The organism is Streptomyces panaciradicis (genome assembly GCF_023516615.1).
Lineage (GTDB): Bacteria > Actinomycetota > Actinomycetes > Streptomycetales > Streptomycetaceae > Streptomyces > Streptomyces panaciradicis.
Genome location: NZ_JAMGBF010000019.1, coordinates 111,899 through 134,782 on the forward strand (window position 1 = coordinate 111,899; position 22,884 = coordinate 134,782).

The following is a 22,884-nucleotide window of genomic DNA, read 5'->3' on the forward strand; positions in this document are numbered from 1 at the left end:
GCGTTCTCGTTGGATAGGACGCCCCCCGCGCCCGGAATGTGACATGCGGGGTGTCGTCGCAGCTCAGGGCGATGGGAAGGGCGATTGTCAGTGGCGGGGTGCAGCATGGGGGCATGGTGAGGCGGGCGACGGTCAGGACGGGCGGGGACAGCGGCACCGGGGGCGGCTCCGGGGGTTCGCGGCGTACGGCGGTGAAGGCGGCGCGGCGGCCCGAGCTGCGGCTGTTCGATCTACGGCCCTTCGAGGGCGGGGAGTTGGAGCCGGACGGGGACTACGATGGTCTGGAGTTCCGGGAGGCGGACCTCGCCGGTCAGGACGGCGGAGGCGCCCGGTTCCTGGACTGCGCGCTGACCGGGTGCGCGGTGGACGAGACGCGGCTGCACCACGCGCGCGTGCTCGACTCGGTCCTGACGGGGCTGCGGGGTGTGGGCACGGACCTCGCGGAGTCGACGCTGCGGGATGTCGAGCTCGTCGACGCCCGCCTGGGCGGGGTGCAGCTGCACGGCGCGGTGCTGGAGCGGGTGCTGGTCCGCGGCGGCAAGATCGACTATCTGAACCTGCGCGCGGCCCGGCTCAAGGACGTCGTCTTCGAGAGCTGTGTCCTGGTCGAGCCGGACTTCGGGGGCGCCCGGCTGGAGCGGGTGGAGTTCGTCGACTGCGTGCTCAAGGGAGCCGACCTGACCGGGGTGGAGCTGAAGGACGTCGACCTGAGGGCGGCGGCCGAGCTGGACATCTCGGCCGGGGTGGAGAGATTGGCCGGGGCGGTGATCAGTCCGTCCCAACTGATGGATCTGGCGCCGGTGCTGGCGGCCCAGATGGGGATCCGGGTGGAGGGCTGACGCAGTGGGGAGCTTCTACGGGAACGTGCTCGTGGCACGGGCGTGCGACGAGGTGGTGCCGCTGCTCGACGGGCCGGACGGGACCGGGATACGGGGGTTCGCGCTGCCGGTCGGCCCCGGCCACACCGCCGTCTACCCCGACCCGGAGACCGACGCGCCGGACCTCGCCGGGCCGCTGAGCCGGCTGCTGGGGGCGCCGGCGCTGGGATCGTACGTGTTCGACTCGGACGTACTGATCATGCATCTGTACGTGGACGGGGAGCTGAGACACGCGTACGACTCGTGGCCCGGGTACTTCGACGAGCCGGCGGCCGACGAGGACGGGAACCCGCAGGACGAGGGGGTGTTCGCGTTCCCCGAGCCGGCCGGCGCCGACCCCGAGCCCTTCGTCCCGCTGGCCTTCGGCCCCGTGGACCGGGAGGCGCTGGAGTCCGTGCTGCGGGGCACACCGCTGGACCCGGACGACGGCCAGGACGGGCGGTACGTGTTCGCCAACACCCAGCACTACGACGCGATGCTCTGCCTCGGCCTGAACGCCTGCCGGCTGAGCACGGGCTACCACTACCTCTCGCTCGGCGGCCTGCCGCACGAGACGAAGGCCGAGGAAGTGCTGGCGATCGGCTAGGAGCCCTGGACGGGCCCCGCCGTCAGGAGACCCTGGGGAAGCGGGCCTGGAGGGTCCAGATCGCCGGGTTCTCGCCGAGGTCCTCGTGCAGGTCCACCAGGTCGGCGAGCAGGTCGTGCAGGAAGTCCCGGGCCTCGCGGCGCAGTTCGGCGTGGGAGAAGGTCAGCGGGGGTTCCTCGGCCGGCATCCAGTCGGCCTCGATGTCCACCCAGCCGAAGCGGCGCTCGAAGAGCATGCGGTCGGTGGACTCGGTGAAGTCCAGCTCCGCGTGCTGCGGCCGCGAGGCGCGCGAGCCCGCCGGATCACGGTCCAGCCGTTCCACGATGTCGCACAGGGCCCACGCGAAGTCGAGCACCGGCACCCATCCCCAGGCTGTGGACAGTTCCCGGTCCTGCTTGGTGTCGGCGAGATAGACGTCGCCGCAGAACAGGTCGTGCCGCAGGGCGTGGACGTCCACGCGCCGGTAGTCCGTCTGGGGCGGATCCGGGAAGCGGTTGGAGAGGGCGTAACCGATGTCGAGCACGTACGAGATGGTGTCACGCCCCGCATAGGATCTCTGACGTGTCCCGTTTCGCCCCCGTCGCCCCGGCCGCCGTCACCCTCCTCCTCGCCCTCACCGCCTGCTCGGGAGGCGTCCACGGCACCCCCGGCGGCTCGGGCGTGCACGACCCGTACTTCCCGAAGGCGGGCAACGGCGGCTACGACGTCGACCACTACGACCTGAAACTCGCCTACACCCCCGGCAAGGGTGGCCGGGGCGACCACCTCACCGGCACCGCGACCCTCACCGCCCGCGCCACCGAGGACCTCTCCGCCTTCGACCTCGACCTCAAGGGCCTGGACGTCGAGGACGTCACCGTCGAGGGCCGCCGCGCCCGCTTCCAACGCGCCGGGCAGGAACTCACCGTCCGCCCCCACGACGACATCCACGCCGCCGAGACCTTCCGCGTCACCGTCCGCTACTCCGGCACGCCCGAGACCATCACCGACCCCGACGGCTCCCAGGAGGGCTGGCTGCCCACCACCGACGGCGCCCTGGCCCTCGGCGAGCCGACGGGCTCCATGGCGTGGTTCCCCTGCGACAACCACCCCTCGGACAAGGCGACGTACGACCTCGCCATCACCGTGCCGAAGGGGCTGCAGGCCGTGTCCAACGGCGAGCCGACCGGCGAGCGGACCAGCGGGAACCGCACGACCTCCACCTGGCACACCGCCGAGCCGATGGCGAGCTACCTCGCCACGGTCGCCGTCGGCCACTTCGACATCACCCGCTCCACCATCGGCAAGGACCGTCTGCCGTCGTACGTCGCCGTCGACCCGGCGGAGGCGAAACCGGCCCGCAAGGTGCTGGCGAAACTCCCCGAGATCATGGAGTGGGAGGAGTACAACTTCGGCCCCTACCCCTTCTCCTCCACCGGCGCGATCGTGGACCGCCCGCAGGACGCCGGCTACGCCCTGGAGACCCAGAACCGTCCCGTCTTCCCCGGTGCCCCCGACACCGGCACCCTCGTCCACGAACTCGCCCACCAGTGGTACGGCGACTCCGTCACGCCGAAGACCTGGCGCGACATGTGGCTCAACGAGGGCTTCGCGACGTACGCGGAGTGGCTGTGGGACGAGGACCACGGCGGCGACAGCGTGCAGCACACCTTCGAGCACCTCTACGCGCACGGCGAGGACGAGTACCCCGACCTGTGGTCCTTCCCGCCGGGCAGGCCCAGCGGCGCCGCGCACATCTCCGACTCCCCGGTCTATGTGCGGGGCGCGATGGTCCTCCAGCAGATCCGCCGGACCGTCGGCGACGACACCTTCTACGACATCATCCAGGGCTGGGCCGCCACCCACCGCCACGGCAACGCGGACACCGCCGAGTTCACGGCGTACGTCGAGAAGAAGGCCCCGGGCAAGGACTTCGACGCGATCTGGCGGGACTGGCTGTACGGAAAGGGCAGGCCGGACCACCTGTGACGGCGACCCGGCCTGCCCAACGCCCTGCTGGAACAAACTAGTTGACGTTGACGGCCTTCCAGGCGGCCGCCACCGCGTTGTACTCGGCGCTGCCCGCGCCGTACAGGTCGCTCGCCGCCTTCAGGGTGCCGGTGCGGGCGCCCGCGTAGTCGGTCGAGGACGTGAAGTACGTGCTCAGGGCCCGGTACCAGATCTGGTCGGCCTTGGCGCGGCCGATGCCGGTGACCGTCGAGCCGTCGTAGGTCGGGGAGTTGTAGGAGACCCCGTTGACCGTCTTCGCGCCGCTGCCCTCGCTCAGCAGGTAGAAGAAGTGGTTCGCGACGCCGGAGGAGTAGTGCACGTCGAGGCGGCCGACGTTGCGCGACCAGTAGTCGGCGGACTTGCCGTCCTTGCTGGGCTTGTCCATGTAGCGCAGCGGGGTGCCGTTGCCGTTGATGTCGATCTTCTCGCCGATGAGGTAGTCACCGACGTCGGAGGAGTTGTTGGCGAAGAACTCCACCGAGGTGCCGAAGATGTCGGAGGTGGCCTCGTTCAGGCCGCCCGACTCGCGGCTGTACTTCAGCCCCGCCGTGGCCGCGGTCAGCCCGTGACTCATCTCGTGCCCGGCCACGTCGAGCGAGGTCAGCGGCTTGACGTTGCCCTGGCCGTCGCCGTACGTCATGCAGAAGCAGGTGTCGTCCCAGAAGGCGTTGACGTACGCGTTGCCGTAGTGGACGCGCGAGTACGCGGCGCGGCCGTCGCCCGCGATGCCGTTGCGGTTGAAGGCGGACTTGTAGAAGTCCCAGGTGACGGCGGCGCCGTAGGCCGCGTCGACGGCGGCGGTCTGGCGGTTGGCCGCGGTGCCGTCGCCCCAGGTGTCGTCGGCGTCGTGGAAGAGGGCGCCGGTGCCGGAGGTGCCGCCGTTCAGGTCGTACGTCTTGTGCCCGCCGCGTCCGCCGTCGACGAGGTCGAAGCCGCCCGAGGAGGAGGCGGTGGTGCCCAGGGTCACCGTGCCGCTGTGTACAACCTCACGGTCGACCAACTGCACACGTACTATGTGCTCGCGGGGGCCACGCCGGTTCTGGTTCACAACTGCAACGAGAGCGCGTGGACTCCTGACGAGAACTACTCGCCGCAAGCCATTGCTGCCAGGAGCGCGACGAGCAAGGCGTACTACGAGACTCCGCAGGATATTCACGATCTTGTGAGTGATGTCATCTCGAATCCGAACTACCCGCAGCGAATGACAGGCCCCGCTGGCAATAGGCGCCCTGATGTGTATGGGGCTAACGGAGCTCCCCGAGCGGCTCAAAGGTGGAAGGGTTCAGCCATTTACGATAATGGTGACCCGCTCAGTCAGGCTCGCATTCTAGTCGACGGAAATGGGAACATCGCTTACGTTGGAAGGGCCAAGGATGGATCGCATAATTACAACCAGATCATCCCTTACCCATGGGCTACCCGGCCGTAGTGTTTCATAACGGTCGGTAACCGCTATTGGGGGCTGGTGTGGGTGCTTCTCGAATCACTTGGATCAGCCTCCTGCGATATGCATTTTGGGGCCTTAGGTTATGAATGAGATGTCACTCTCGACTTCGCTTGCCAATGCTGGGCTGTGCTTGCTGGGAAACGCCGATGTGGCTGATCCGCTTATCCCTCCAACTCTCGCAACCTTTGCGACTAGTTGCTCCTCGGAGGATGGGGCATTTGGGGTGTCGGTCGAATTGGAAGATCCGGAGTTGTGGAGAAAGGCGAACTCTGAGTGGCATGGGCTGGCACTACGTAGTGGACTCTTTAGCGAGGCCAGCCCGCTTTTTCTGGTGGCGGTCAAAGGTTCGGATGTCGACTCCGTTGAGTGGCGGTGGGTGCGGGTCAAGTTGCTGGATGACTGGGACATTATTGGTGCTGGTGCGGCGTCTGGAATTCTTGGGAACGGTTTCTGTCGGCCTTCATTTGTCATGCTGTCTCTCGATGGCGACGCCATCTTGAGATGTGACGTTGGGCAGGAATCTATTGATTTCAGTGTTGTGCGCGAGCCTTATCGCGCTCAAACCCTCCGACGGCATGGAGAATGGATGACTGGTTCGCCGCGTGTCGATGAACTCACTCGTGCTGCGATAATGCGCTGGCTGGACAGTCGTAGTTGACTATATGCATTCAGTCAACCTATAACGTGCGACAGTAAACGGGAGTTCGTCTGTAGCAGGGCTCACGTTGCTCGGGACAGCAGTAGACGACGGCAACGTCAGCGGACGGATGCTGCGCGAAGCGGCGGGCCGTCGCCGTCGTAGGGCCCGGCGATGGCCTCTGATGGGTTGCGCAGAGCGCGGCCGAACGTCGCCGTTGAGTGGCGGAGGTTGTGGAACTGGATCGGCCGTCGGCGGGCGTCGCGGAGCAGGGCGTTGAAGTGCCGGGACAAAGTGGCCGGCTTCGGGGAGCGAGGGGTTTCAGCGCGGACGGTGCGGGCGCCATTGCGCGCAATCTCCTCCTCGCGCACGGTGTGCTCCAGGGTTGACTTGAGCACGGAGTGCACGTAGGCCAGGGCCAGCCGCGAGAGGTGCAGCACTGGCAGGTGGTGCGTAGGCGGCCGAGGCAGGTGCGGACCTCTTTTGCGGTGAGGCGGACGATCTTCTTGGTGCCGAGGCCGGGGATGATGCGGCGGCGGACGCAAGCGGCGTAGCGAGCGTGGGTGTTCTCCCGAAGCCGGTGGACGGCGATGCGGCCAAGCCGAGTACGTGTGGTAGTTGCTCACGGTGCTATCGACGGTAGCGACAGCAAGCCCGTGGTTGCTGTCGGCGATCGTTTCGGCGAGTTTGTCGGCAACCTCTTTGCGGGTGGGCGTTCAGCCAGTCTGATGAGGCTTGTCGGATACTGCATAACCCGGGCCCGTTCACCTCGAGGGGAGGTCCAGTTCCTTGCGCAGTACCGCGCACGGGCGGCCCAGGTCGCGGTCCGGGCGGTGGGCGATGACCTCGTAGCCGAGACCGGTCCAGAAGGCGAGGGCCTTGGGGTTGTTCTCCAGGACGGCGAGGCGGACCGCGGTGCGCCCGGCCTCGCGGAAGCCGTCCTCGACGAGCGTGGCGAACCGCCGTCCGAGACCCTGTCCGTGCAGGGTCGCGTCCACCATCAGCAGGCCGATCCACGGGTCCGGGTCGACCGGGTCGGGGTGGTGGGCGAGGGTGATGGCGATGCCGGCCAGCCGGCCCTCGCTGCGGGCGAGCAGGACCTCGGCGTCCGGGTGCGCCAGGTCGTCGGCCAGTGCGGTTGCCACCTGTTCGGGGCGGATGTCGTCCGGGTCGGGGAACTCGCCGCTGAGCGCGTGGAACGCGTGGTTGGAGGCGTACAGGGCCGTCAGCTCGGTGAGGAGCGGGCCCGGGATGTCGTGGTCGGGGGTGAGGCGGAGCGGTTCGAGGATCATGCCGCGGACGCTACCCGGACGCGCGGCGGCGGAGCGTCTGCTTTCCCTTGGTCTGGGTCGTGGTCCCGGTGACTTTCCGTCGCTCGCCTTGGTTTCCCCCGCATCCACCTCCAGCGCACCGGAGGGAGCAGACGTCACCGTCCCGCCCGCACGGGGACGCGCCCTAGGAGCGCCGCCCCGGCCTGAGCGAGGATGTCCCCGGAAGCCACGCCGCATTCGGGGACGGAAGCAGATGACCACCCAGCCACCGCCGTACGGGAACCAGCCTCCGCCGGGCTTCGGGCCGCCGCCCCCGCAGTACGCCCCCACCCCCGCCCAGCCCCCCGCCGAGGGGCCGGAGTTCATGGCGGTGGACGTCCACAACTCGATCGTGGTCGACGTCACCGGCGTCGCCTTCGAGGACCACGGCGCGGCCGTGGAGTTCTCCTGGCCGGAGATCCAGAGCGTCCACTACAAGGCGAGCCCCAACGGCAAGGCCCTGATGATGGCGGTGGTCCTGCCGAACGGGCAGTTCTACGAGTGCGTCGTCCAGGCCAAGCCCAAGGCACAGCTCGGTCAGTGGTTCGCGCAGCTGGCGGCGGTGCTCGGGTACTACCGGCCGATGGGCTGGTAGAGCGGCAGGCCGTCGGTCGGGATCGTCCAGTCGCCGATGGTGACGTCCTCGCCGTAGACGAAGTCCTTGCGGGTCGCGTAGCGGGGGCCGTCGGGGGTGGGGTGGATGTCGCTGAGCACGGCCCCGGTCCCGGTGCGGGGGTCGAAGATCGCGTAGACGGGGACGCCGATGAGGGGGTAGTCGCGCAGCTTGGAGACCCAGTCGTTGTCCGGGTTCGAGCGCGAGACGATCTCCACGGCGGCGACGAGCGAGCGGGGGTCGAAGGAACCGTCTCCCTCCATCTCCGCCTCGCTGATCACCATGACGTCGGGACGTCGCATGACGCCCTCGGGTTCGTCCTCGACGTCGGGCTCACCCGTATGGGCCACCAGTTCCTCGGGCATCACCTTCTCCAGGCGCTGCCGGACGCGCAGCACGGTGAGTTCGTGCGGCTTCGAGGGCGACATCATGTCGAGGACGATCCCTTCCTTGGTGATCTCGAACTTGCCGGGAAGGGTGTCGTCCGTGGAGTGCACGAAATCCCGCATGACCCGGTAGAGGTGGGATGCGCCCTGCCGCGCTTCGTCCGGGGCGATGGTCATGGCGCTCGCTCCTCGTCGTCTGTGCCCAGGGGCAAGGATCGTCGCCTTCATGCTAGGCGGCCTCGATGAGATCGGTTCGGCAGTCACCACAGCGTCCAGGGGCGGGCGAGCGGAAGGCGCGGTCGCAGCCGTCGCAGTTCTGGAGGGGATGGCGAACGGCCGGTTGCGACGCGCGGGGCCGTACGGGTGGCGGAGGCGGGAGCTGGGCCGTCAGACGGTGGGCCAGCAGGGCGGCCGGGCGGCACAGCGGTTCTGTGGGGAGCGCTGTGGTCAGGGCTTCTCGTACCGTCGCGGGCGTCACGTCCCGTTCCAGCCAGGCGGCCACGCCCGGGGCCAGGTGGGCCGTGTCCCGCTCGCTGAGGAGCAGGCGTCTGTCGTGGGTGCGGAGGGTCGCGAGCACCTGCGTGGCCTGCTCGATGAGGGCCGGGGCGGGGTAGGCGGGGCGTGGCACCGGGGGGAGTGGCTTGGGCGCCGTCTCCCTTTTAGGGCGGGTGCGCTGGGGACGCGGCGCGTGGTCGTCGGTGCGGTGGCCCGGCTGGTTGCAGGAGACCGTCCGCGTGACGATACGGCCGCCGGAGACGCGCCGGCGTTCGCGGCGCAGGTAGCCGTGGGCTTCCAGCTCGCGCAGGGCCGCCGCGATACGGGTCGCCCCTTCGGGGAAGCGAGCGGCGAGGGTCTTGATGTCGACGTGGGCGCGCTGGGGCAGCGACTGGATGTGCGTGGCCAGGCCGATGGCCAGCAGCGACAGCTCCGGATGCTGGGCCAGGTGGTTGCCGATCACCGTGAAGCGGGTGGTGTGGCGGGTGTGGTCGTGGACCAGGCCACCGGTTTCGGAATGCCGCCGGATCGGGTGTTTGTTGGCCGCAACGCGGGACTGGGCGTGCGGGGGCGCGCTAGGGTTTTTCGTGTCCATCAGGAAGAGACGACCTTCCTCGGTGGTCAGGCCCTCGCATCGGGATGCCAGTCCCTGCGAGGGCCGTTGCATGTGTGCGGTTGTGTTGCGCTGAGAGTAGGGCAGGCAACCAGGGCAAAAGCCAGCCGAGTTGGCGATGTTCACCCGGGCGGGTGAGGGGCTGGGGTTTGGTTTGGCGGGGGTTCTTTCACCGGGTTGTTTGTTGAGAAAAGAGACGGTCCGTGCCGCCGGAACGCGGTTCCACCGGAGCACGGTTCGCCGTGCTCCGGTCGAGGCGGATCTCGGCCCACACCGTCTTGCGCGGCGACAGCCCCGGTGCGACTCCCCACTTGTCCGCGAGGGCGTCGACCAGTACGAGACCGCGCCCCGACTCACCGTCGCCGTCAGGGAGTTCGGCGCACGGCATACGGTCACCGCGCGTGTCCGTCACCTCGATGCGCAGGGTGTCGGCGACCACGTAGAGCGTCAGCCGGAAGTCGCGGCCCGGCACGCGGCCGTGCGTCACCGCGTTCGCCGCCAGCTCCGCCACGATGTGCTCCGCCGGGTGCGACGGCAGTTCCCAGGCGTGCAGTTGCTCCGTGGCCAGCACCCTCGCCAGGCGGGCGCCGCGCGGGGTGGGGGAGAGCTGCACGCTGAAGTTGCGGATGGGGGTGGGGGATTCGTCGTTCACGTCACTCAGCGTGGCCGTCTCTGACTACCGTGAGGAGTGACTGCGTCGTTGCGTACGGTCACTGTCCGGAGCTTGTCCGGTGCTGTCCGGACTGTCGGTACGGGCCGTACGGGCAGGGGCGCGGGAGGGCCAGTACGACGGAGGGGCACGCGGGATGTCGGTGGACGCGGAGGCGGGACGGCTCAGGACCGAGGCGGACGAGCCGGGCTGGGAGGTCGATCCGGACGACGAGTGGGGCGTCGCGGTCATCGCCACGGTCGGGCGGCAGCTCAAGCTGCGGCGAGAGGCGGTGGGGATGCGCGCCGCGGACTTCGGCAGGGCCGTCGGGTACGGCGAGGACCTCGTCTACAAGATCGAGGGCGGGAAGAGGATTCCCCGGCAGGAGTATCTGGACAGGGCGGACGAGGTGCTGGGGGCGGGTGGACTCATCTCGGCCATGAAGGAGGACGTCAGCAAGGTCCGGTACCCCAAGAAGGTGCGGGAGCTGGCGAAGTTGGAGGCTCAGGCGGTCGAGTGCCAGCTCTACGACCCGCTCAACATCCACGGGTTGTTGCAGACACCGGAGTACGCGCGTGGGCTGCTGTTGATGCGGCGCCCCGCCTACACCGAGGACGAGGTGGAGCGCTTCATCGCCGCTCGCGTGGCGCGCAAGGCCGTGTTCGAGAGGGACCCGGCGCCCGAGCTCGGCTTCATCCTGGAGGAGTGGACGCTACGGCGTCCGCTCGGCGGCCGGGCAGGGCTGCACCGCCAGCTTCAACACCTGTTGGAGATCGCGCGGTTGCGGAACGTCGAGCTTCAGGTGATGCCGATGGATCGCGAGGAGCATGCCGGGATTGCGGGTGGCATCGAGGTGCTGAAGTTCGAGGACGGATCTGCTGTGGGGCGCTCGCCCGCGGTGGCCAACGGGCGGCCGGTCACGGAGCCCAAGCAGCTCCGTATCCTTGAGCTGCGTTATGGCATCATCCGGGCGCAGGCGCTCACCCCACGTGAGTCGACGGCCTTCATCGAGCAACTGCTGGGGGAAACATGACCCGCAACGCCCCTGCCCGAGAGATCTCCGAGCTGGCGTGGTTCAAGAGCAGCTACAGCAGCAGCAGCGAAGGCGACTCCTGCGTCGAGGTCGCCAACACCCCCGAAGCGATCCACGTCCGCGACTCCAAGCACGACACCCTCGGCCCCCGCCTGGCCTTCGCCCCGGCGACCTGGGCGGTGTTCGTCTCACGGACGTGAGCCCCCGGCTGCGGCGTACCGCACCCAGGGGCCCCGCTCAGCGCAGCGTCACTCAGACGTTGACGCCGAAGTCCTGCGCGATGCCGACCAGGCCGGACGCGTAGCCCTGGCCCACGGCGCGGAACTTCCACTCCGCGCCGTTGCGGTACAGCTCGCCGAAGACCATCGCCGTCTCCGTGGCCGCGTCCTCGGAGAGGTCGTAGCGGGCGATCTCGGCGCCGCCGGCCTGGTTGATGATGCGGATGTAGGCGTTGCGGACCTGGCCGAAGTTCTGCGAGCGGTTCTCCGCGTCGTAGATCGAGACCGGGAAGACGATCTTGTCGATGTCGGCCGGGAGGCCCGCCAGGTTGACGTTGATCGCCTCGTCGTCGCCCTCGCCCTCGCCCGTGCGGTTGTCGCCGGTGTGGACGATGGTGTTGTCCGGGGTCTGCTTGTTGTTGAAGAACACGAAGTGGGCGTCGGAGTAGACCTTGCCCTGCGTGTTGACCGCGATGGCCGAGGCGTCGAGGTCGAAGTCCGTGCCGGTGGTGGTGCGGACGTCCCAGCCGAGGCCCACGGTGACGGCGGTCAGGCCCGGAGCCTCCTTGGTGAGCGAGACGTTGCCACCCTTGGACAGGCTTACAGCCATGGTTGGGAGTCCTTTCCCTCGTTTATGTACGGCAGTGAACCTACAGCTACCGGTATGAACGCCAAGAGGGGTACCGAAGGTTCCAGGTGTCTTTACTTTCTTTACCGAACTTCGGGTGAACGGCCGCCGACGTTAATCGCGTGACGTGTGCGGGTCAGCCGCGCGACGATGGGGGACATGTCCGGTCCCTATCTCATCCGCGGCTCCGTCTCGCTCCCCGAGGCCGAGCTCATGTGGCGTTTCTCGCGCTCCTCGGGGCCTGGCGGCCAGCACGTCAACACCAGTGACTCCCAGGTGGAGCTGCGCTTCGACCTGGCCCGGACCGAGGCGCTGCCGGAGGTGTGGAAGGCGCGGGCGCTGGAGCGGCTCGCCGGGCGGCTCGTCGACGGCGTGATCGCCGTCCGCGCCTCCGAGCACCGCTCGCAGTGGCGCAACCGCGAGGCGGCGGCCGTACGCCTGGCCGCGCTGCTCGCCGAGGCGACCGCGCCGCCGCCCAAGCCGCGCCGCGCCACCCGCATCCCGCGGGGGATCAACGAGCGCCGGCTGCGGGAGAAGAAGCAGCGCTCCGACACGAAGCGGGGGCGTACGGGCCGCGACTGGTCGTAGGACGGCCGGGACCGTCTCTGTCACATCGCCGCCGTCCCGTTCGTCATAGGACCATGAGCGAGTACCGGATTCCCTCGGACAGCGAAGTCCTCGCCCGGCGGTTCGAGGCGCACCGCCCGCATCTGAGTGCCGTCGCCTACCGCATGCTCGGCTCCGCCGCCGAGGCGGACGACGCGGTGCAGGAGGCGTGGTTCCGGCTGAGCCGTTCCGACACGGACGACGTGGCGAACCTCGGGGGATGGCTGACGACCGTCGTCGGACGGGTGTGCCTCGACATGCTGCGCTCGCGCAGGTCGCGCGCGGAGGAGCCGCTGGAGCCGCCCGCGGGGCACACGCCCGTGGCGGACGTCTCCGGCGGGGCCGATCCCGAGCAGCACGCGGTGCTCGCCGACTCGGTGGGCGTGGCGCTGCTCGTCGTCCTGGACACGCTGACGCCCGCCGAGCGGCTGGCGTTCGTGCTGCACGACCTGTTCGCGGTGCCGTACGAGGAGGTCGGGGAGATCGTGGGACGCAGCCCGGTGGCGGCCAGGCAGCTGGCGAGCCGGGCACGGCGGCGGGTGCGGGGTGCCGACCGGGTGCCGGGTGGTGATCCGGGGCGGCGGCGGGCCGTCGTGGACGCCTTCCTCGCCGCCGCGCGCGACGGCGACTTCGAGGCCCTGGTCGCGTTGCTGGACCCGGACGTCGTCGCCCACAGCGACGCGGGCGTGAACACGGGAGCGGCCGCCGTGGCCAGGGGCGCGTCCGGCTTCCGGCACCTGGCCGCCGTGGCGCGGCCCGCGCTGGTCGACGGCGCCACGGGACTGGCCGTGTACGTCGACGGCCGGCTGGACCGGACGCTGGCCTTCACGTTCGTCGGGGACAAGATCGCCGCCATCGACATCGCGACCACCCCGGCGCGCGTCGCCGAACGCGAGGTGATCCTCGTCTAGAGGTCCAGGACGCCGACCGTCTGGTCGCCGCTCCTCTCTCCCGTCGTACGGAAGCCGAGGCCTAGGTAGAAGCCCTCGGGGCCGTCGGGGCCGGGATGCCAGGTGACGTAGCACTGCTTGCCGCCGCGGCGGCGGATCTCCGCGGCCACGGACTCGACGGCGAAACGGCCGTAGCCGCGGCCCTGCTCCCCGGCGGCGATGTTCAGCCGCCACAGCCCGGAGCGGAACAGGGTGCCGTCCTCCTTCCAGTCGATGTCGAGGAAGGCCATCAGGAAGCCGACCGGGCGGTCGCCGTCGACGATCAGGCGGGGCCAGGCGACGCCCGGGGGATGCACGTACGCCTCCGCCAGCGAGTCCGCGACCGGCTCGACCGCGTGCTCCTGGTCCGGGCGGATGCGGATGGCGAGGGCGGCCGCGAGATTGCCGGGGGTGATCTCCACCAGGCGGGGACCGGGTGGTTCGGGTGTCGTCATGCGCCGACCCTAGGAAGCGCCCACGCGCGCGTGCCACGCAATTACGGGCGGCCCCGCCCGGTGCGGGTCCTCACCCCAACTGGCGGTACCGCCCCCGGAAGTACGCCAGCGGGCCGCCGGTCGCGCTCGGTACGTCCGCCGTCAGGACGCGGCCGATCACCAGGGTGTGGTCACCGGCGATCACCCGCTGTTCGGTGCGGCACTCCAGGGTGGCCAGCGCGCCGCCCACCAGGGGCGCGTTCGTGGCCTTCCCCCGTATGTACGGGATGTCCTCGAAGAGGAGGCGGTCGCTGATGCGGCCCTTCATCGCGAAGCGGCCGGCGATGTGGCGCTGGCTCTCGGACAGCACCGAGACCGCCCACAGGGGCTGCTCGTCCAGGAGGTCGTCCATGCGGGCGCCGTTGCGCAGGCTGACCAGGACCAGCGGCGGGTCGAGGGAGACCGACAGGAACGCCGTGGCCGTCATGCCGACGTCCTCGCCGGCCGGCGCCGACGGGTCGTCGGGGTCCAGGGGCGGCTCCTGCGCGGTCACCAGGACCACACCGGCGGCCAGCCGGGACATGGCGGCACGGAACTCGTCGTTGCTCACCCCCTCAGCATGCCCGGAGGCGGGCCCGGCAGTGATCAGGGATGCGGCGGGGGGAGTCTTCAGCACACCGGGAACGCTAATCTCCGGCCCTCGCGGGCCGCATCGGGCCCGGGTCCGAGAACGGACCTAGGTCCTTCGGCGGACGGCGGGCGCGTCCATCACGTACGCTTCTGCGTCATCTCCACATCCGCACAAAGAATGCGTTCAGTAAACGCACAGGTAAAACGCAGAAACACCACTCAATTGTTCATCTTTCGCTGTGACTTGAGTCACAAGGGCCATGAATTGTTGACCCTGTGTACCGAGTGGGCAGCGCGCTGTGATTCAGTGGCTGAGAAGCTGCCAGAACGATACGCCGATGAGAACCCTTGATTCGCTGCGAGGTCTCGGGGGGAGGGCGAGCAATGGAGACCGAGTCGGAGCCTTACGTCCGCCTTGCGACCCTGCGGCAACTGCACCAGGTCATGGCCGACATGAACACCGCACGCAGTCTTGCGGACACGCTGCAGACCGTCGCCGACGGCGTCGTCACCGGCCTCGGCTACGAACTGGCGTGCGTCAACCTCGTCCGCCCCGACGGCGACCTCGTCGTCGCCGCCTTCGCCGGCAATCCCGCCGCCGAGGCGCTGATCACCGGCCGGGTCGGCTCCCGCGAGTCCTGGGAGCGCCGGCTGAGCATGGGCGAGCACTGGGGCGACCTGGTCTTCATCTCGCACACCGAGGGCTGGGTCCTCGACGACGACGACGTACCGCAGTGGTACACCGACGGGCCCGCGCCCCGCTTCGAGGACGAGTGGCACCCCTCCGACCGGCTCTTCGCCCCGATGTACACGCCTGCCGCGCCCGGCGGCTCCTGCGGCGAACTGATCGGCGTGCTGTCCGTGGACCGGCCCCGCAACGGCCGCCGGCCGGGCGCGTGGGGACGCGAAGCGCTCCAGATGTACGCGTTCCAGGCCGCCATCGCGATCAGCAACGCGCGTCTTCGCTCCAACATGCAGCGGGCACTGGTCAGGCTCGAAAGGGAGCAGCAGGCACTCAGGGCCAGCGAGGAGAGCTTCCGCCAGGCCTTCGAGTACGCCCCCTCCGGCATGGCCATCGCCGAGATGGGCGGCGACCAGCACGGCCGAATACTGCGGACCAACGACGCCCTGTGCCGGCTGCTCGGCCGGCCCGCCTCCGCGATGCGGCGCTACTCCTTCTCCGACCTCGTCCACCCCGAGGACATCGGCACGCTGCTGCGGACCTCCGCCGAGGGCGGACGCGCGGAGCTGCGCCTCGGACGCCGGGACGGCACGTACGTGTGGGTCTCGCTGCGCAACAGCGTCGTCGCGGACGCCGCCGACGGACCGCGCTTCCTGCTCACCCACGTCGAGGACATAGAGGAGCGCAAGCGCCGCGAGCAGCAGCTCGCCCACCGCGCCTCCCACGACTCCCTCACCGGCCTGCCGAACTCCGCCGAGCTGCGCTCGCGCCTGTCCTCGCGGCTGTGCCGGCGCGCCACCCACCCCGGCGCCCTGGAGTCCCTGGACGCGGCCTTCGGACACCCCGCCTACGACGTCAACGGCCACGGCTTCGACCTCCGGCCGGGCGGCACCGAGGCCTTCGACGCCTTCGACCACCACGTGCACACCGTCGCCCCCGAGGGCGAGCGCGACGACGGCACCAAGGGGCTCGCGGTCCTCTTCTGCGACCTCGACGGCTTCAAGTCGATCAACGACCGGTTCGGGCACAACGCCGGTGACGCGGTGCTCATCGAGGTCGCCCGGCGGCTGACCCGGGGCGTGCGCGACGGCGACACGGTGGCCCGGCTCGGCGGTGACGAGTTCGTCGTCCTCGCCGACGGCCTCGGCCGCGCCGACGCCCAGGACCTGGCCGTACGCCTGCGCAACGAGATCATCCAGCCCATCCGCGTCGACGGGCGGGCCATGCGGGTCGGCGCCAGCTTCGGCATCGGGTGGGCGCACTGTGGAATGACTGCGGACGAAGTGTTGAAGTCTGCCGACGAGCGGATGTACGTAGAGAAACGATCTCGTCCCAAACAGCATCGACGGGCCGGGTGAACCGCAGGTCAGGGCCGGGGAGGCGGAACGGTGCGATCCGAGTCACCCGTTTGGGGCACGGGGAGCGGGTAGGCTCGCAAGCTGACCCCCGAATCTCGCTCGACCCGCACCGCTGAGGAGTACCCAGGGATGACGTCCGGCAACAACGGCGCCAGCACGCCCGAGGACGACGACCCGTTCGGCTACCTCTACGCCGATGGGCAGGCCAACGGCGCCCAGCCGCCCTCCGGTGGCGGGTACGGCTACCCGAACGCCGTCAACCGGGTGCGCGCGGTCGGCCAGCGCCAGTACGGCCAGCCGGCCCAGGGGCAGCAGCAGACGGCCGCCTACGGGCAGGTGCCGCAGCAGCAGGGCGCGTACAGCCAGCCGAACGCCCACTACGCGGCGCCGGAGACGTTCCCCGGCGGCGGTGCCCCGACGGCGCCGCAGCAGTCGGCGCACGGCGGCGGGGGCGGCCGTCGCGGACCCAACACCAAGGGTCTGCTGATCGGCGCGATCGCCGTGGTCGCCGCGGTCGTCATCGGCATCGGCGTGGCGATGATGAACGGCAACTCGGACGACAAGGCGGGCGGCGACGCCTCCCCGACCCCGACGACGTCCCAGAACACCAAGCCCAGCCAGTCCCCGACGGGCGCGACGTCGACGGACCTCCCGAAGACCGACGCGAAGGACCTCCAGCTGGGAGGTGGCGCCGCTGTGACATCGGGCGTCGACGGCGCCCAGTCCTCGGACGGCACGTACGTGGGCAACCTCAACAACGTGGGCGCGTCGGTGACCTGGACGGTCGACGGCATTCCCAAGGCGGGCCTCTACACCCTCTTCGCGCACTTCAGCGTGCCCGGCCAGGACCAGTCGATGACGCTCAGCGTCAACGGCAAGAACTTCGGCAGCAAGTTGAACCTGGGCAACTTCGCGCATGCCAAGGACGGCGACTTCGCGAAGGGCTGGACCAAGACCTACTCCTGGCCGTCCCTTCAGAAGGGCACCAACACGATCACGCTGTCCTGCCAGGCCGGCGACAAGTGCAACGTCCTGCTGGACCAGCTGTACCTGAAGGCGGGCCGGGTCACCAGCTAGGCCGCACTGGCCTCGCCGGTCACCGTGACCCGCCCCGTCAGCTCCTCGTAGGTCGCGCGGTCGAATTCCCCCGCTGTTCGGGACTGGACCGTTGCCGCGGAGAGGGCTACCGCTCGGGTGAGGCGGTCCGGCCAGGGGAGGGCCTCGATCAGGCCCGAGACCAGGCCGGCCACCGCTGAGTCGCCGGCGCCCGTGGGGTTGCCGTGGACGTGGGTGGGTGGGGTGGCGCGCCAGCGGCCCTCCGGGGTGACGGCGAGGAGGCCGTCGCGGCCGAGGGACGTGACGACCGCCCTGGCGCCGCGCCTGCGGGCGTCCTGCGTGGCGCGCAGTGGCTCGTGGGAGCCGGTCAGTTCGGCCAGTTCGTCGGCGTTGGGCTTGATCAGGTCGGGGCGCGCGGCGACCCCGCGGCGCAGCGGCTCCCCGCTGGTGTCGAGCAGGACGGGGACGCCGGCCGCCTTCGCCGCGCGGACCAGGCCCGCGTACGCGCCCACCGGCACCCCCGGCGGCAGGCTGCCGCACAGGGCCACCGCCGACATCGACGGCAGCAGGTCCTCGTAGACCTCCTGGAAGGCCGCCCACTCGGCGGGCGTGATCGTGGGGCCGGGTTCGTTCAGCTGCGTCGTGTCGCCGGTGCGTTCGTCGACGACGGCGATCGTGCGCCGGGTCGGGCCGCCGACCGGGACGAGCGCGTCCACCACGCCGTGCGCGCGGGTGAGTTGCTCCTGGACGCTGCGGCCGGTGGAGCCGCCGGTGAAGCCGGTGACGGTCACCTCGTGGCCGAGGGCCGCCAGCACGCGGGCCACGTTCAGGCCCTTGCCGCCCGGGCGTTCCGTGACCTCGGAGACCCGGTGGGAGGCGTGCGGGCGCAGGCCCCGTACCCGATAGGTGATGTCGAGAGCGGTGTTCAGCGTGACCGTCAGGATCACCTGGGCCGACCTCCCCCGAAGACAGTTGCCGATGCGCGGGCCGACCGGACGGACGGCGGCCGTCATATTTTCGCAGGACGACCGCCGCGCTCAACACCCCGGACACATCACCCCAGTTGTGGATCGACCACCCATTCACCCCGGCGCATCACGCCCTTGAGGTCGAACTGCCGGTCCAGCAGCACCAGATCGGCGTCCTTGCCGGGCTCCAGGGAGCCGATCCGGTCGTCCATGCCGAGCAGCCGGGCCGGGTTGGCGGAGATCGCGGCGACGACGTCCTCGACGGGGAGCCTGTCGACCGTCACCGCCCGCTTGAACGCGCGGTCCAGGGTCAGGGTGGAGCCGGCGATGGAACCGCCCTCCACCAGGCGGGCGACGCCCTCGCTGACCTCCACCTCCAGCGGGCCGAGCATGTACCGGCCGTCGCCGAACCCGGCCGCGTCCATGGCGTCCGTGATGAAGGTCACCCGGCCCGCGCCCGCGCGGTGGAACGCCAACTGCAGTGCCGCGGGGTGCAGATGCGTGCCGTCGTCGATCAGCTCGACCGTGATCCGCTCGTCCTCCAGGAGGGCGGCGATCGGGCCGGGGGCCCGGTGGCCGAGGGGCGGCATGGCGTTGAAGAGGTGGGTGGCGACCGTGGCGCCGGCGTCGATGGCCTGCACCGTCTGCTCGTACGTCGCGTCCGTGTGCCCGATCGCCGCAATCACGCCGTGCTCGGCGAGGAGACGTACGGAGTCGATGCCGCCCGGCAGTTCGGTGGCGAGGGTGACCATCCGGGCCCGGCCGCGCGCCGCGTCGATCAGCTTGCGGACCTCGGCGGGGTCGGGGTCGCGCAGCAGCTCCTCGGAGTGCGCGCCCTTGCGGCAGGGCGAGATGAAGGGCCCTTCGAAGTGGATGCCGGCGATGTCGCCCTGCTCGGCGAGTTCGCTGAGCAGCCCGGCGCGCTGGGCGAGGAAGTCCATGTCGCCGGTGACGGTCGAGGCGACGAGCGTGGTGGTGCCGTGGAGGCGGTGGGTGTGGATGCCGTGGAGGACGTCCTCGACCGTGCCGGAGGTGAAGGAGGCCCCGCCGCCGCCGTGGTTGTGGATGTCGACGAAGCCGGGCACCAGCCAGTGGCCGCTCACGTCGACGACATCGGCGTCTTCGGGGGCCGCGCCGGCGATCCGCGTGCCGTCGACGACGACGCGACCGTCGTGCACGATCCCGGTGGGGAGCACCACCCGGGCACCGGCGAGAACCTTGCGAGAACCCATCAGGTGGTTACCTCCGTACGGTCGGTTGTGGTCAGCAGGTCCCAGGCCAGCAGCCCGGCACCGAGACAGCCCGCCGTGTCCCCCAGTGCCGCGGGGACGATCGACGGGAGTTTCTGGAAGGTCACCCGGCGTTCGACGGCCTCCCGCAGCGGTGTGAACAAGGTTTCCCCCGCCTCGGCCAGGCCGCCACCGACGATCAGGGTGCGCGGGTCCAGCAGGGTGAGGGCGGTCAGCAGGCCGTCGGCGAGGGCGTCGATCGCGCCCTGCCAGACCCGGACGGCGTTCGGATCGCCGGACGCGACGGCCCGCGCGCAGTCGGCGGCGTCCGCGTCCGGGTCGCCGCACGCCTTCGCCCACGCGTCGCTGACGGCGGCCGCGGAGGCGTACCGCTCCAGGCAGCCGGACTGCCCGCACGGACAGGGGGTCCCCCCGGGCCGTACGACGATGTGGCCGATCTCTCCCGCGAAGCCGTGCGCGCCCGACTCCACCCGGCCCGCCAGGCCGATGGCGCCCGCGATGCCGGTGCCCAGGGCGACGAACAGGAACCGGTCGGCGCCGCGGCCCGCGCCGATCCGGCCCTCGGCGAGTCCGCCGGTGCGCACGTCGTGGCCGAGACGGACGGGGGCGTCGAGCCGCCGGGACAGCAGGTCGCGCAGGGGGACGTCGCGCCAGCCGAGGTTGGCGGCGTAGGCGGCCAGGCCCCGCGTCTCGTCGACGATGCCGGGGACGGCGACACCGGCGGCCGAGGCGGGCTCGCCGAGGTGCTCGACGCCGTACGCGCGCAGCTCGGCGGCGAAGTCGAGGATGCCCTCGACGACGGCGTCCGGTCCGCGCTCGCGTCCGGTCGCGCGGCGGGCCCGGTGCAGCAGCTCGCCGCCCGCGCCGACGAGCGCGGCCTTCATCCCGGTGCCGCCCACATCGAGGGCGATGACGTGTCTCACGGAGGACAGTGTGACCCCACTACCCTTGAGAGGTCTAGTCCACTTGCGTGGTGTAGACCTTAGTGAGTCCACATATTGAACGGCGAGACAGTTGGAGCGTGGCGTAGCAGTGCAGCGGCGCAAGGCGGGAACGGTCGCGGCGGTCGCCGCGCTGGGGATGACGGCGACCCTCGGGGGCTGCGGTGTCACCGGCGGTTCGGGAGACGTCACCCTGAGACTGGTCGCGGCGGACTACGGCGACTCCGCCGCCAACAGCTCCCAGAAGTACTGGGACGAGCTGGTGAAGGAGTACGAGAGCAAGCACTCCGGCGTGAAGGTCGACGTCACCGTCTACTCCTGGAACGACGTCGACCGCAAGGTCAAGGAGATGGTGGACGCCGGGAAGGCCCCCGACATGGCGCAGATCGGCGCGTACGCCGACTACGCCGCCAAGGACGAGCTCTACACGGCCGACGACCTGCTCTCCATCAGCACCCAGGCCGACTTCGCCTCCCAGCTGGCCACGGCGGGACAGGTCAAGGGCGTGCAGTACGGGATGCCGTTCGCGGCCTCCACGCGGCTGCTCTTCTACAACAAGACCCTCTTCCAGGCCGCCGGCCTCACCCCGCCGAAGACGTGGAAGCAGCTCGCCGCCGACGCCGCGGCCCTCAAGGCGCGCGGCGTGACGTACCCGTACGCGCTGCCGCTCGGTCCGGAGGAGGCGCAGGCCGAGACGATGCAGTGGATGCTCAGCGGGGGCGGCGGCTACACCGACACCGTCGGGACCTACGGAATCGATTCGGCACAGAACGTCGCCACCTTCGACTGGCTCAAGGACGACCTGGTCGGCAAGGGCCTGACCGGGCCGGTCCCGCCGGGCCGGCTCAACCGCGCCACCGCGTTCTCCGCCTTCGCCAAGGGCGAGGTGGGCATGCTCAACGGCCACCCCTCGCTGATGAAGATCGCCGCGAAGAAGGGCGTGAAGTTCGGCATGGTGCCGATGCCCGGCACGCACGGCCAGAGCAGCACCTCGATGGGCGTGGCCGACTGGATGATGGCCTTCAAGAAGAACGGCCACGCGCAGCAGGTCGGCGACTTCCTCGACTTCGTCTACGACGAGAAGAACGTCCTCTCCTTCTCGCGTGAGTACGACCTGCTGCCGGTCACCAACTCGGCGTCCGAGGTGATGAGTTCGGACAAGCGGGACGCCGACCTCAAGCCGTTCCTGGACGAGCTTCCGCAGTCCGAGCTGTACCCGGTCGGCAAGACGTCGTGGGCGGCGGTCAGCGCGGCGGTGAAGAAGCGCATAGGCCAGGCGGTCGGGGCGAACGCCAGCCCCGCCGCCACCCTCTCCCAGCTGCAGGCGACGGCGTCGACGGCGGAGAGCGCGGACTGACTGTCGGTGGCGGGGGCTACGGTTCGCGGTATGGAACCGGAGCAGCTGGGGGAGCGTGAGCGGGCCGTCCTCGCCCTGGAGCGCCGGGGTTTTCCCGGCCCCGGCGCCAAGGAGCGCGCCATACGCGAGGAGCTGGGCCTGGCCCCCGTCCGCTACTACCAGCTCCTGAACGCCCTCCTGGACGACGAGCGGGCCCTCGCCCACGACCCGGTGACGGTGAACAGGCTCAGACGGGTGCGGGAGCGGCGCCGGTCGGAGCGCTGACGGTTCCGGCGCGTTGCGCGAGCCGCGCATGCCTGGTCCCATCCCGGTTAGGGTCCCCGTATGGGCACCCACACGGACACGGACCCCCTGCCGACGCCCGCCACGCGGGCCGGTCGCGAGGGGCTCGCCGCGATTCTCGCCGATCCCGGGAAGGCGGTGCTGGCCTTCGACTTCGACGGCACCCTCGCGCCGATCGTCCCCGACCCCGAACAGGCCCGCGCCCACCCGGACGCCGTTCCCGCGCTGGCCGCGCTCGCCCCGAAGGTCGCCTCCGTCGCGGTGGTCACCGGCCGGCCGGCCGAGGTCGCCGTCCGCCACGGCGGCTTCGCGGGCGTCCCGGGCCTGGAGCACCTGGTCGTCCTCGGCCACTACGGCGCCGAGCGCTGGGACGCCGTCAGCGGTGAGGTCGGCGCGCCCGCCCCGCACCCCGGCGTCGCCGCCGTCCGCGCCGAACTGCCGGGCCTGCTGGAGCGCTCCGGCGCCGCCGGGCAGGGGGCGTGGATCGAGGAGAAGGGCGGCTTCGCGGTCGCCGTGCACACCCGCCGCGCCGCGGACCCGCAAGCCGCCTTCGAGGCCCTGCGCGAGCCGCTGACCGCCCTCGCCGCCCGGCACGGCCTGATCGTCGAGCCCGGCCGCCTCGTCCTGGAGCTGCGCCCGCCGGGCATGGACAAGGGCGTCGCGCTCACCCGGTACGTCCGCGAGACCGGCGCCTCGGCGGTCCTGTACGCGGGCGACGACCTGGGCGACCTGCCGGCCTACGCGGCGGTGGACCGGCTCCGCGCCGACGGCACACCGGGACTGCTGGTGTGCAGCGGCAGCGACGAGGTGACAGAACTCAGCCGACAGGCGGACCTGGTGGTCGCCGGCCCAACCGGCGTGGTCGCCCTCCTCTCAGCCCTGACCTCCCACCTGACCTGACCCCCGCCG

At 70.5% G+C, this 22,884-nt stretch carries 26 protein-coding genes and 2 pseudogenes; 15 read left to right on the forward strand and 13 right to left on the reverse strand.

The genetic code is table 11. The features are described 5' to 3' along the window. The first annotated feature begins 113 nt into the window (after positions 1-113). Both M8J74_RS08410 and M8J74_RS08415 read left to right on the forward strand, forming a co-directional pair. Positions 114-839, forward strand: coding sequence for a pentapeptide repeat-containing protein (locus M8J74_RS08410; protein ID WP_249835787.1), 726 nt, complete (start codon positions 114-116; stop codon positions 837-839). Between the two features lie 4 nt (positions 840-843). Beyond that, a complete protein-coding gene (locus tag M8J74_RS08415; protein WP_249835788.1) occupies positions 844-1,464 on the forward strand; it encodes a hypothetical protein in 621 nt (206 codons plus the stop codon). 22 nt (positions 1,465-1,486) lie between these two features. Here M8J74_RS08415 and M8J74_RS08420 read toward each other — a convergent pair whose 3' ends face one another. Further along, positions 1,487-1,987 (reverse strand): hypothetical protein, encoded by a 501-nt coding sequence (locus tag M8J74_RS08420; protein ID WP_058924608.1) that lies wholly within the window; start codon positions 1,985-1,987, stop codon positions 1,487-1,489. A 38-nt stretch (positions 1,988-2,025) separates the two neighbouring features. Here M8J74_RS08420 and M8J74_RS08425 point away from each other — a divergent pair, with 38 nt between their 5' ends. Next, complete coding sequence (locus M8J74_RS08425; protein WP_249835789.1) at positions 2,026-3,432, forward strand: M1 family metallopeptidase; 1,407 nt, start codon at positions 2,026-2,028, stop codon at positions 3,430-3,432. Positions 3,433-3,469: 37 nt separating this feature from the next. Here M8J74_RS08425 and M8J74_RS08430 read toward each other — a convergent pair. Further along, a pseudogene (locus M8J74_RS08430) lies at positions 3,470-4,432 on the reverse strand (M4 family metallopeptidase); the annotation flags it as partial. On the opposite strand from M8J74_RS08430, the gene M8J74_RS44990 reads away from it, so the two are divergent. Further along, positions 4,430-4,882 (forward strand): hypothetical protein, encoded by a 453-nt coding sequence (locus M8J74_RS44990; protein ID WP_372500137.1) that lies wholly within the window; start codon positions 4,430-4,432, stop codon positions 4,880-4,882. The pseudogene M8J74_RS08430 and the gene M8J74_RS44990 sit on opposite strands and share 3 nt — an antisense overlap. 241 nt (positions 4,883-5,123) lie before the next feature. Continuing rightward, on the forward strand, positions 5,124-5,558 hold the full coding sequence (locus M8J74_RS08435) for a hypothetical protein (RefSeq protein ID WP_249835790.1): 435 nt from the start codon (positions 5,124-5,126) through the stop codon (positions 5,556-5,558). 290 nt (positions 5,559-5,848) lie between these two features. On the opposite strand, the pseudogene M8J74_RS45200 reads toward M8J74_RS08435, so the two are convergent. Then, positions 5,849-6,247 (reverse strand): annotated as a pseudogene (locus M8J74_RS45200) (site-specific integrase); the annotation flags it as partial. Positions 6,248-6,301: 54 nt separating this feature from the next. Further along, positions 6,302-6,829 carry a GNAT family N-acetyltransferase gene (locus tag M8J74_RS08445; RefSeq protein WP_249835791.1) on the reverse strand — a complete coding sequence of 176 codons (528 nt, stop codon included), beginning with the start codon at positions 6,827-6,829 and terminating at the stop codon, positions 6,302-6,304. A gap of 232 nt (positions 6,830-7,061) precedes the next feature. Here M8J74_RS08445 and M8J74_RS08450 point away from each other — a divergent pair, with 232 nt between their 5' ends. Beyond that, positions 7,062-7,442, forward strand: coding sequence for a hypothetical protein (locus tag M8J74_RS08450; protein WP_249835792.1), 381 nt, complete (start codon positions 7,062-7,064; stop codon positions 7,440-7,442). Here the strand turns inward: M8J74_RS08450 and M8J74_RS08455 are convergent. The 3 genes from M8J74_RS08455 to M8J74_RS08465 form a co-directional block, all read right to left on the reverse strand. Beyond that, positions 7,421-8,023: a Uma2 family endonuclease gene (locus tag M8J74_RS08455; RefSeq protein WP_249835793.1), complete on the reverse strand. Its 603-nt coding sequence runs from the start codon at positions 8,021-8,023 to the stop codon at positions 7,421-7,423. The two genes, M8J74_RS08450 and M8J74_RS08455, sit on opposite strands and share 22 nt — an antisense overlap. Positions 8,024-8,075: 52 nt before the next feature. Continuing rightward, positions 8,076-8,936 carry a helix-turn-helix domain-containing protein gene (locus M8J74_RS08460; RefSeq protein WP_249835794.1) on the reverse strand — a complete coding sequence of 287 codons (861 nt, stop codon included), beginning with the start codon at positions 8,934-8,936 and terminating at the stop codon, positions 8,076-8,078. Positions 8,937-9,123: 187 nt separating this feature from the next. After that, complete coding sequence (locus M8J74_RS08465; protein ID WP_249835795.1) at positions 9,124-9,606, reverse strand: ATP-binding protein; 483 nt, start codon at positions 9,604-9,606, stop codon at positions 9,124-9,126. A 154-nt stretch (positions 9,607-9,760) separates the two neighbouring features. On the opposite strand from M8J74_RS08465, the gene M8J74_RS08470 reads away from it, so the two are divergent. Further along, complete coding sequence (locus tag M8J74_RS08470; RefSeq protein WP_249835837.1) at positions 9,761-10,636, forward strand: helix-turn-helix domain-containing protein; 876 nt, start codon at positions 9,761-9,763, stop codon at positions 10,634-10,636. Next, entirely contained in the window at positions 10,633-10,836 is a 204-nt protein-coding gene (locus tag M8J74_RS08475) for a DUF397 domain-containing protein (RefSeq protein ID WP_249835796.1), read from the forward strand. The genes M8J74_RS08470 and M8J74_RS08475 overlap by 4 nt, the downstream gene beginning before the upstream one ends. 52 nt (positions 10,837-10,888) lie before the next feature. On the opposite strand, the gene M8J74_RS08480 is transcribed toward M8J74_RS08475, so the two are convergent. Continuing rightward, entirely contained in the window at positions 10,889-11,464 is a 576-nt protein-coding gene (locus M8J74_RS08480) for a TerD family protein (protein ID WP_249835797.1), read from the reverse strand. Positions 11,465-11,632: 168 nt separating this feature from the next. Here M8J74_RS08480 and arfB point away from each other — a divergent pair, with 168 nt between their 5' ends. Both arfB and M8J74_RS08490 read left to right on the forward strand, forming a co-directional pair. Further along, the gene (arfB, locus tag M8J74_RS08485; protein WP_058928331.1) at positions 11,633-12,070 is read left to right on the forward strand and encodes an alternative ribosome rescue aminoacyl-tRNA hydrolase ArfB; all 438 of its coding nucleotides are present in this window, start codon (positions 11,633-11,635) and stop codon (positions 12,068-12,070) included. Between the two features lie 53 nt (positions 12,071-12,123). After that, positions 12,124-12,999, forward strand: a complete 876-nt coding sequence (locus M8J74_RS08490; RefSeq protein WP_249835798.1) for a sigma-70 family RNA polymerase sigma factor — start codon at positions 12,124-12,126, stop codon at positions 12,997-12,999. Here M8J74_RS08490 and M8J74_RS08495 read toward each other — a convergent pair. Continuing rightward, the gene (locus tag M8J74_RS08495) at positions 12,996-13,472 is read right to left on the reverse strand and encodes a GNAT family N-acetyltransferase (RefSeq protein WP_249835799.1); all 477 of its coding nucleotides are present in this window, start codon (positions 13,470-13,472) and stop codon (positions 12,996-12,998) included. The genes M8J74_RS08490 and M8J74_RS08495 overlap by 4 nt on opposite strands. A gap of 70 nt (positions 13,473-13,542) precedes the next feature. Beyond that, on the reverse strand, positions 13,543-14,127 hold the full coding sequence (locus M8J74_RS08500) for a flavin reductase family protein (RefSeq protein WP_249835800.1): 585 nt from the start codon (positions 14,125-14,127) through the stop codon (positions 13,543-13,545). 338 nt (positions 14,128-14,465) lie between these two features. Here M8J74_RS08500 and cdgB point away from each other — a divergent pair, with 338 nt between their 5' ends. Together cdgB and M8J74_RS08510 are read left to right on the forward strand one after the other, a co-directional pair. After that, positions 14,466-16,121, forward strand: a complete 1,656-nt coding sequence (gene cdgB, locus M8J74_RS08505) for a diguanylate cyclase CdgB (protein ID WP_249835801.1) — start codon at positions 14,466-14,468, stop codon at positions 16,119-16,121. A 129-nt stretch (positions 16,122-16,250) separates the two neighbouring features. After that, complete coding sequence (locus tag M8J74_RS08510; protein ID WP_249835802.1) at positions 16,251-17,198, forward strand: carbohydrate-binding protein; 948 nt, start codon at positions 16,251-16,253, stop codon at positions 17,196-17,198. Here M8J74_RS08510 and M8J74_RS08515 read toward each other — a convergent pair. The 3 genes from M8J74_RS08515 to M8J74_RS08525 form a co-directional block, all read right to left on the reverse strand. Further along, complete coding sequence (locus tag M8J74_RS08515; RefSeq protein ID WP_249835838.1) at positions 17,195-18,124, reverse strand: 1-phosphofructokinase family hexose kinase; 930 nt, start codon at positions 18,122-18,124, stop codon at positions 17,195-17,197. The genes M8J74_RS08510 and M8J74_RS08515 overlap by 4 nt on opposite strands. A gap of 107 nt (positions 18,125-18,231) precedes the next feature. Next, a complete protein-coding gene (gene nagA / locus M8J74_RS08520; RefSeq protein WP_249835803.1) occupies positions 18,232-19,377 on the reverse strand; it encodes an N-acetylglucosamine-6-phosphate deacetylase in 1,146 nt (381 codons plus the stop codon). Next, positions 19,377-20,318 carry an ROK family protein gene (locus M8J74_RS08525; RefSeq protein WP_249835804.1) on the reverse strand — a complete coding sequence of 314 codons (942 nt, stop codon included), beginning with the start codon at positions 20,316-20,318 and terminating at the stop codon, positions 19,377-19,379. Before M8J74_RS08525 ends, nagA begins: the two co-directional genes overlap by 1 nt. A gap of 109 nt (positions 20,319-20,427) precedes the next feature. Here M8J74_RS08525 and M8J74_RS08530 point away from each other — a divergent pair, with 109 nt between their 5' ends. Genes M8J74_RS08530 through otsB form a run of 3 tightly spaced genes read left to right on the forward strand, consistent with a single transcriptional unit; the run spans position 20,428 to position 22,875 of the window. Further along, entirely contained in the window at positions 20,428-21,693 is a 1,266-nt protein-coding gene (locus M8J74_RS08530) for an ABC transporter substrate-binding protein (protein WP_443744576.1), read from the forward strand. 30 nt (positions 21,694-21,723) lie between these two features. Beyond that, positions 21,724-21,957 (forward strand): DUF3263 domain-containing protein, encoded by a 234-nt coding sequence (locus M8J74_RS08535; protein WP_058924627.1) that lies wholly within the window; start codon positions 21,724-21,726, stop codon positions 21,955-21,957. Positions 21,958-22,017: 60 nt separating this feature from the next. Beyond that, positions 22,018-22,875, forward strand: a complete 858-nt coding sequence (otsB, locus tag M8J74_RS08540; protein WP_249835805.1) for a trehalose-phosphatase — start codon at positions 22,018-22,020, stop codon at positions 22,873-22,875. Positions 22,876-22,884 lie beyond the last annotated feature (9 nt).

Coding starts and splice junctions, on each gene's coding strand:
- M8J74_RS08410 (WP_249835787.1), top strand. CDS start 114: ATGGTGAGGCGGGCGACGGTCAGGACGGGCGGGGACAGCGGCACCGGG.
- M8J74_RS08445 (WP_249835791.1), bottom strand. CDS start 6,829: ATGATCCTCGAACCGCTCCGCCTCACCCCCGACCACGACATCCCGGGC.
- M8J74_RS08450 (WP_249835792.1), top strand. CDS start 7,062: ATGACCACCCAGCCACCGCCGTACGGGAACCAGCCTCCGCCGGGCTTC.
- M8J74_RS08455 (WP_249835793.1), bottom strand. CDS start 8,023: ATGACCATCGCCCCGGACGAAGCGCGGCAGGGCGCATCCCACCTCTAC.
- M8J74_RS08460 (WP_249835794.1), bottom strand. CDS start 8,936: ATGGACACGAAAAACCCTAGCGCGCCCCCGCACGCCCAGTCCCGCGTT.
- M8J74_RS08470 (WP_249835837.1), top strand. CDS start 9,761: ATGTCGGTGGACGCGGAGGCGGGACGGCTCAGGACCGAGGCGGACGAG.
- M8J74_RS08475 (WP_249835796.1), top strand. CDS start 10,633: ATGACCCGCAACGCCCCTGCCCGAGAGATCTCCGAGCTGGCGTGGTTC.
- M8J74_RS08480 (WP_249835797.1), bottom strand. CDS start 11,464: ATGGCTGTAAGCCTGTCCAAGGGTGGCAACGTCTCGCTCACCAAGGAG.
- arfB (WP_058928331.1), top strand. CDS start 11,633: ATGGGGGACATGTCCGGTCCCTATCTCATCCGCGGCTCCGTCTCGCTC.
- M8J74_RS08490 (WP_249835798.1), top strand. CDS start 12,124: ATGAGCGAGTACCGGATTCCCTCGGACAGCGAAGTCCTCGCCCGGCGG.
- M8J74_RS08495 (WP_249835799.1), bottom strand. CDS start 13,472: ATGACGACACCCGAACCACCCGGTCCCCGCCTGGTGGAGATCACCCCC.
- cdgB (WP_249835801.1), top strand. CDS start 14,466: ATGGAGACCGAGTCGGAGCCTTACGTCCGCCTTGCGACCCTGCGGCAA.
- M8J74_RS08510 (WP_249835802.1), top strand. CDS start 16,251: ATGACGTCCGGCAACAACGGCGCCAGCACGCCCGAGGACGACGACCCG.
- nagA (WP_249835803.1), bottom strand. CDS start 19,377: ATGGGTTCTCGCAAGGTTCTCGCCGGTGCCCGGGTGGTGCTCCCCACC.
- M8J74_RS08535 (WP_058924627.1), top strand. CDS start 21,724: ATGGAACCGGAGCAGCTGGGGGAGCGTGAGCGGGCCGTCCTCGCCCTG.
- otsB (WP_249835805.1), top strand. CDS start 22,018: ATGGGCACCCACACGGACACGGACCCCCTGCCGACGCCCGCCACGCGG.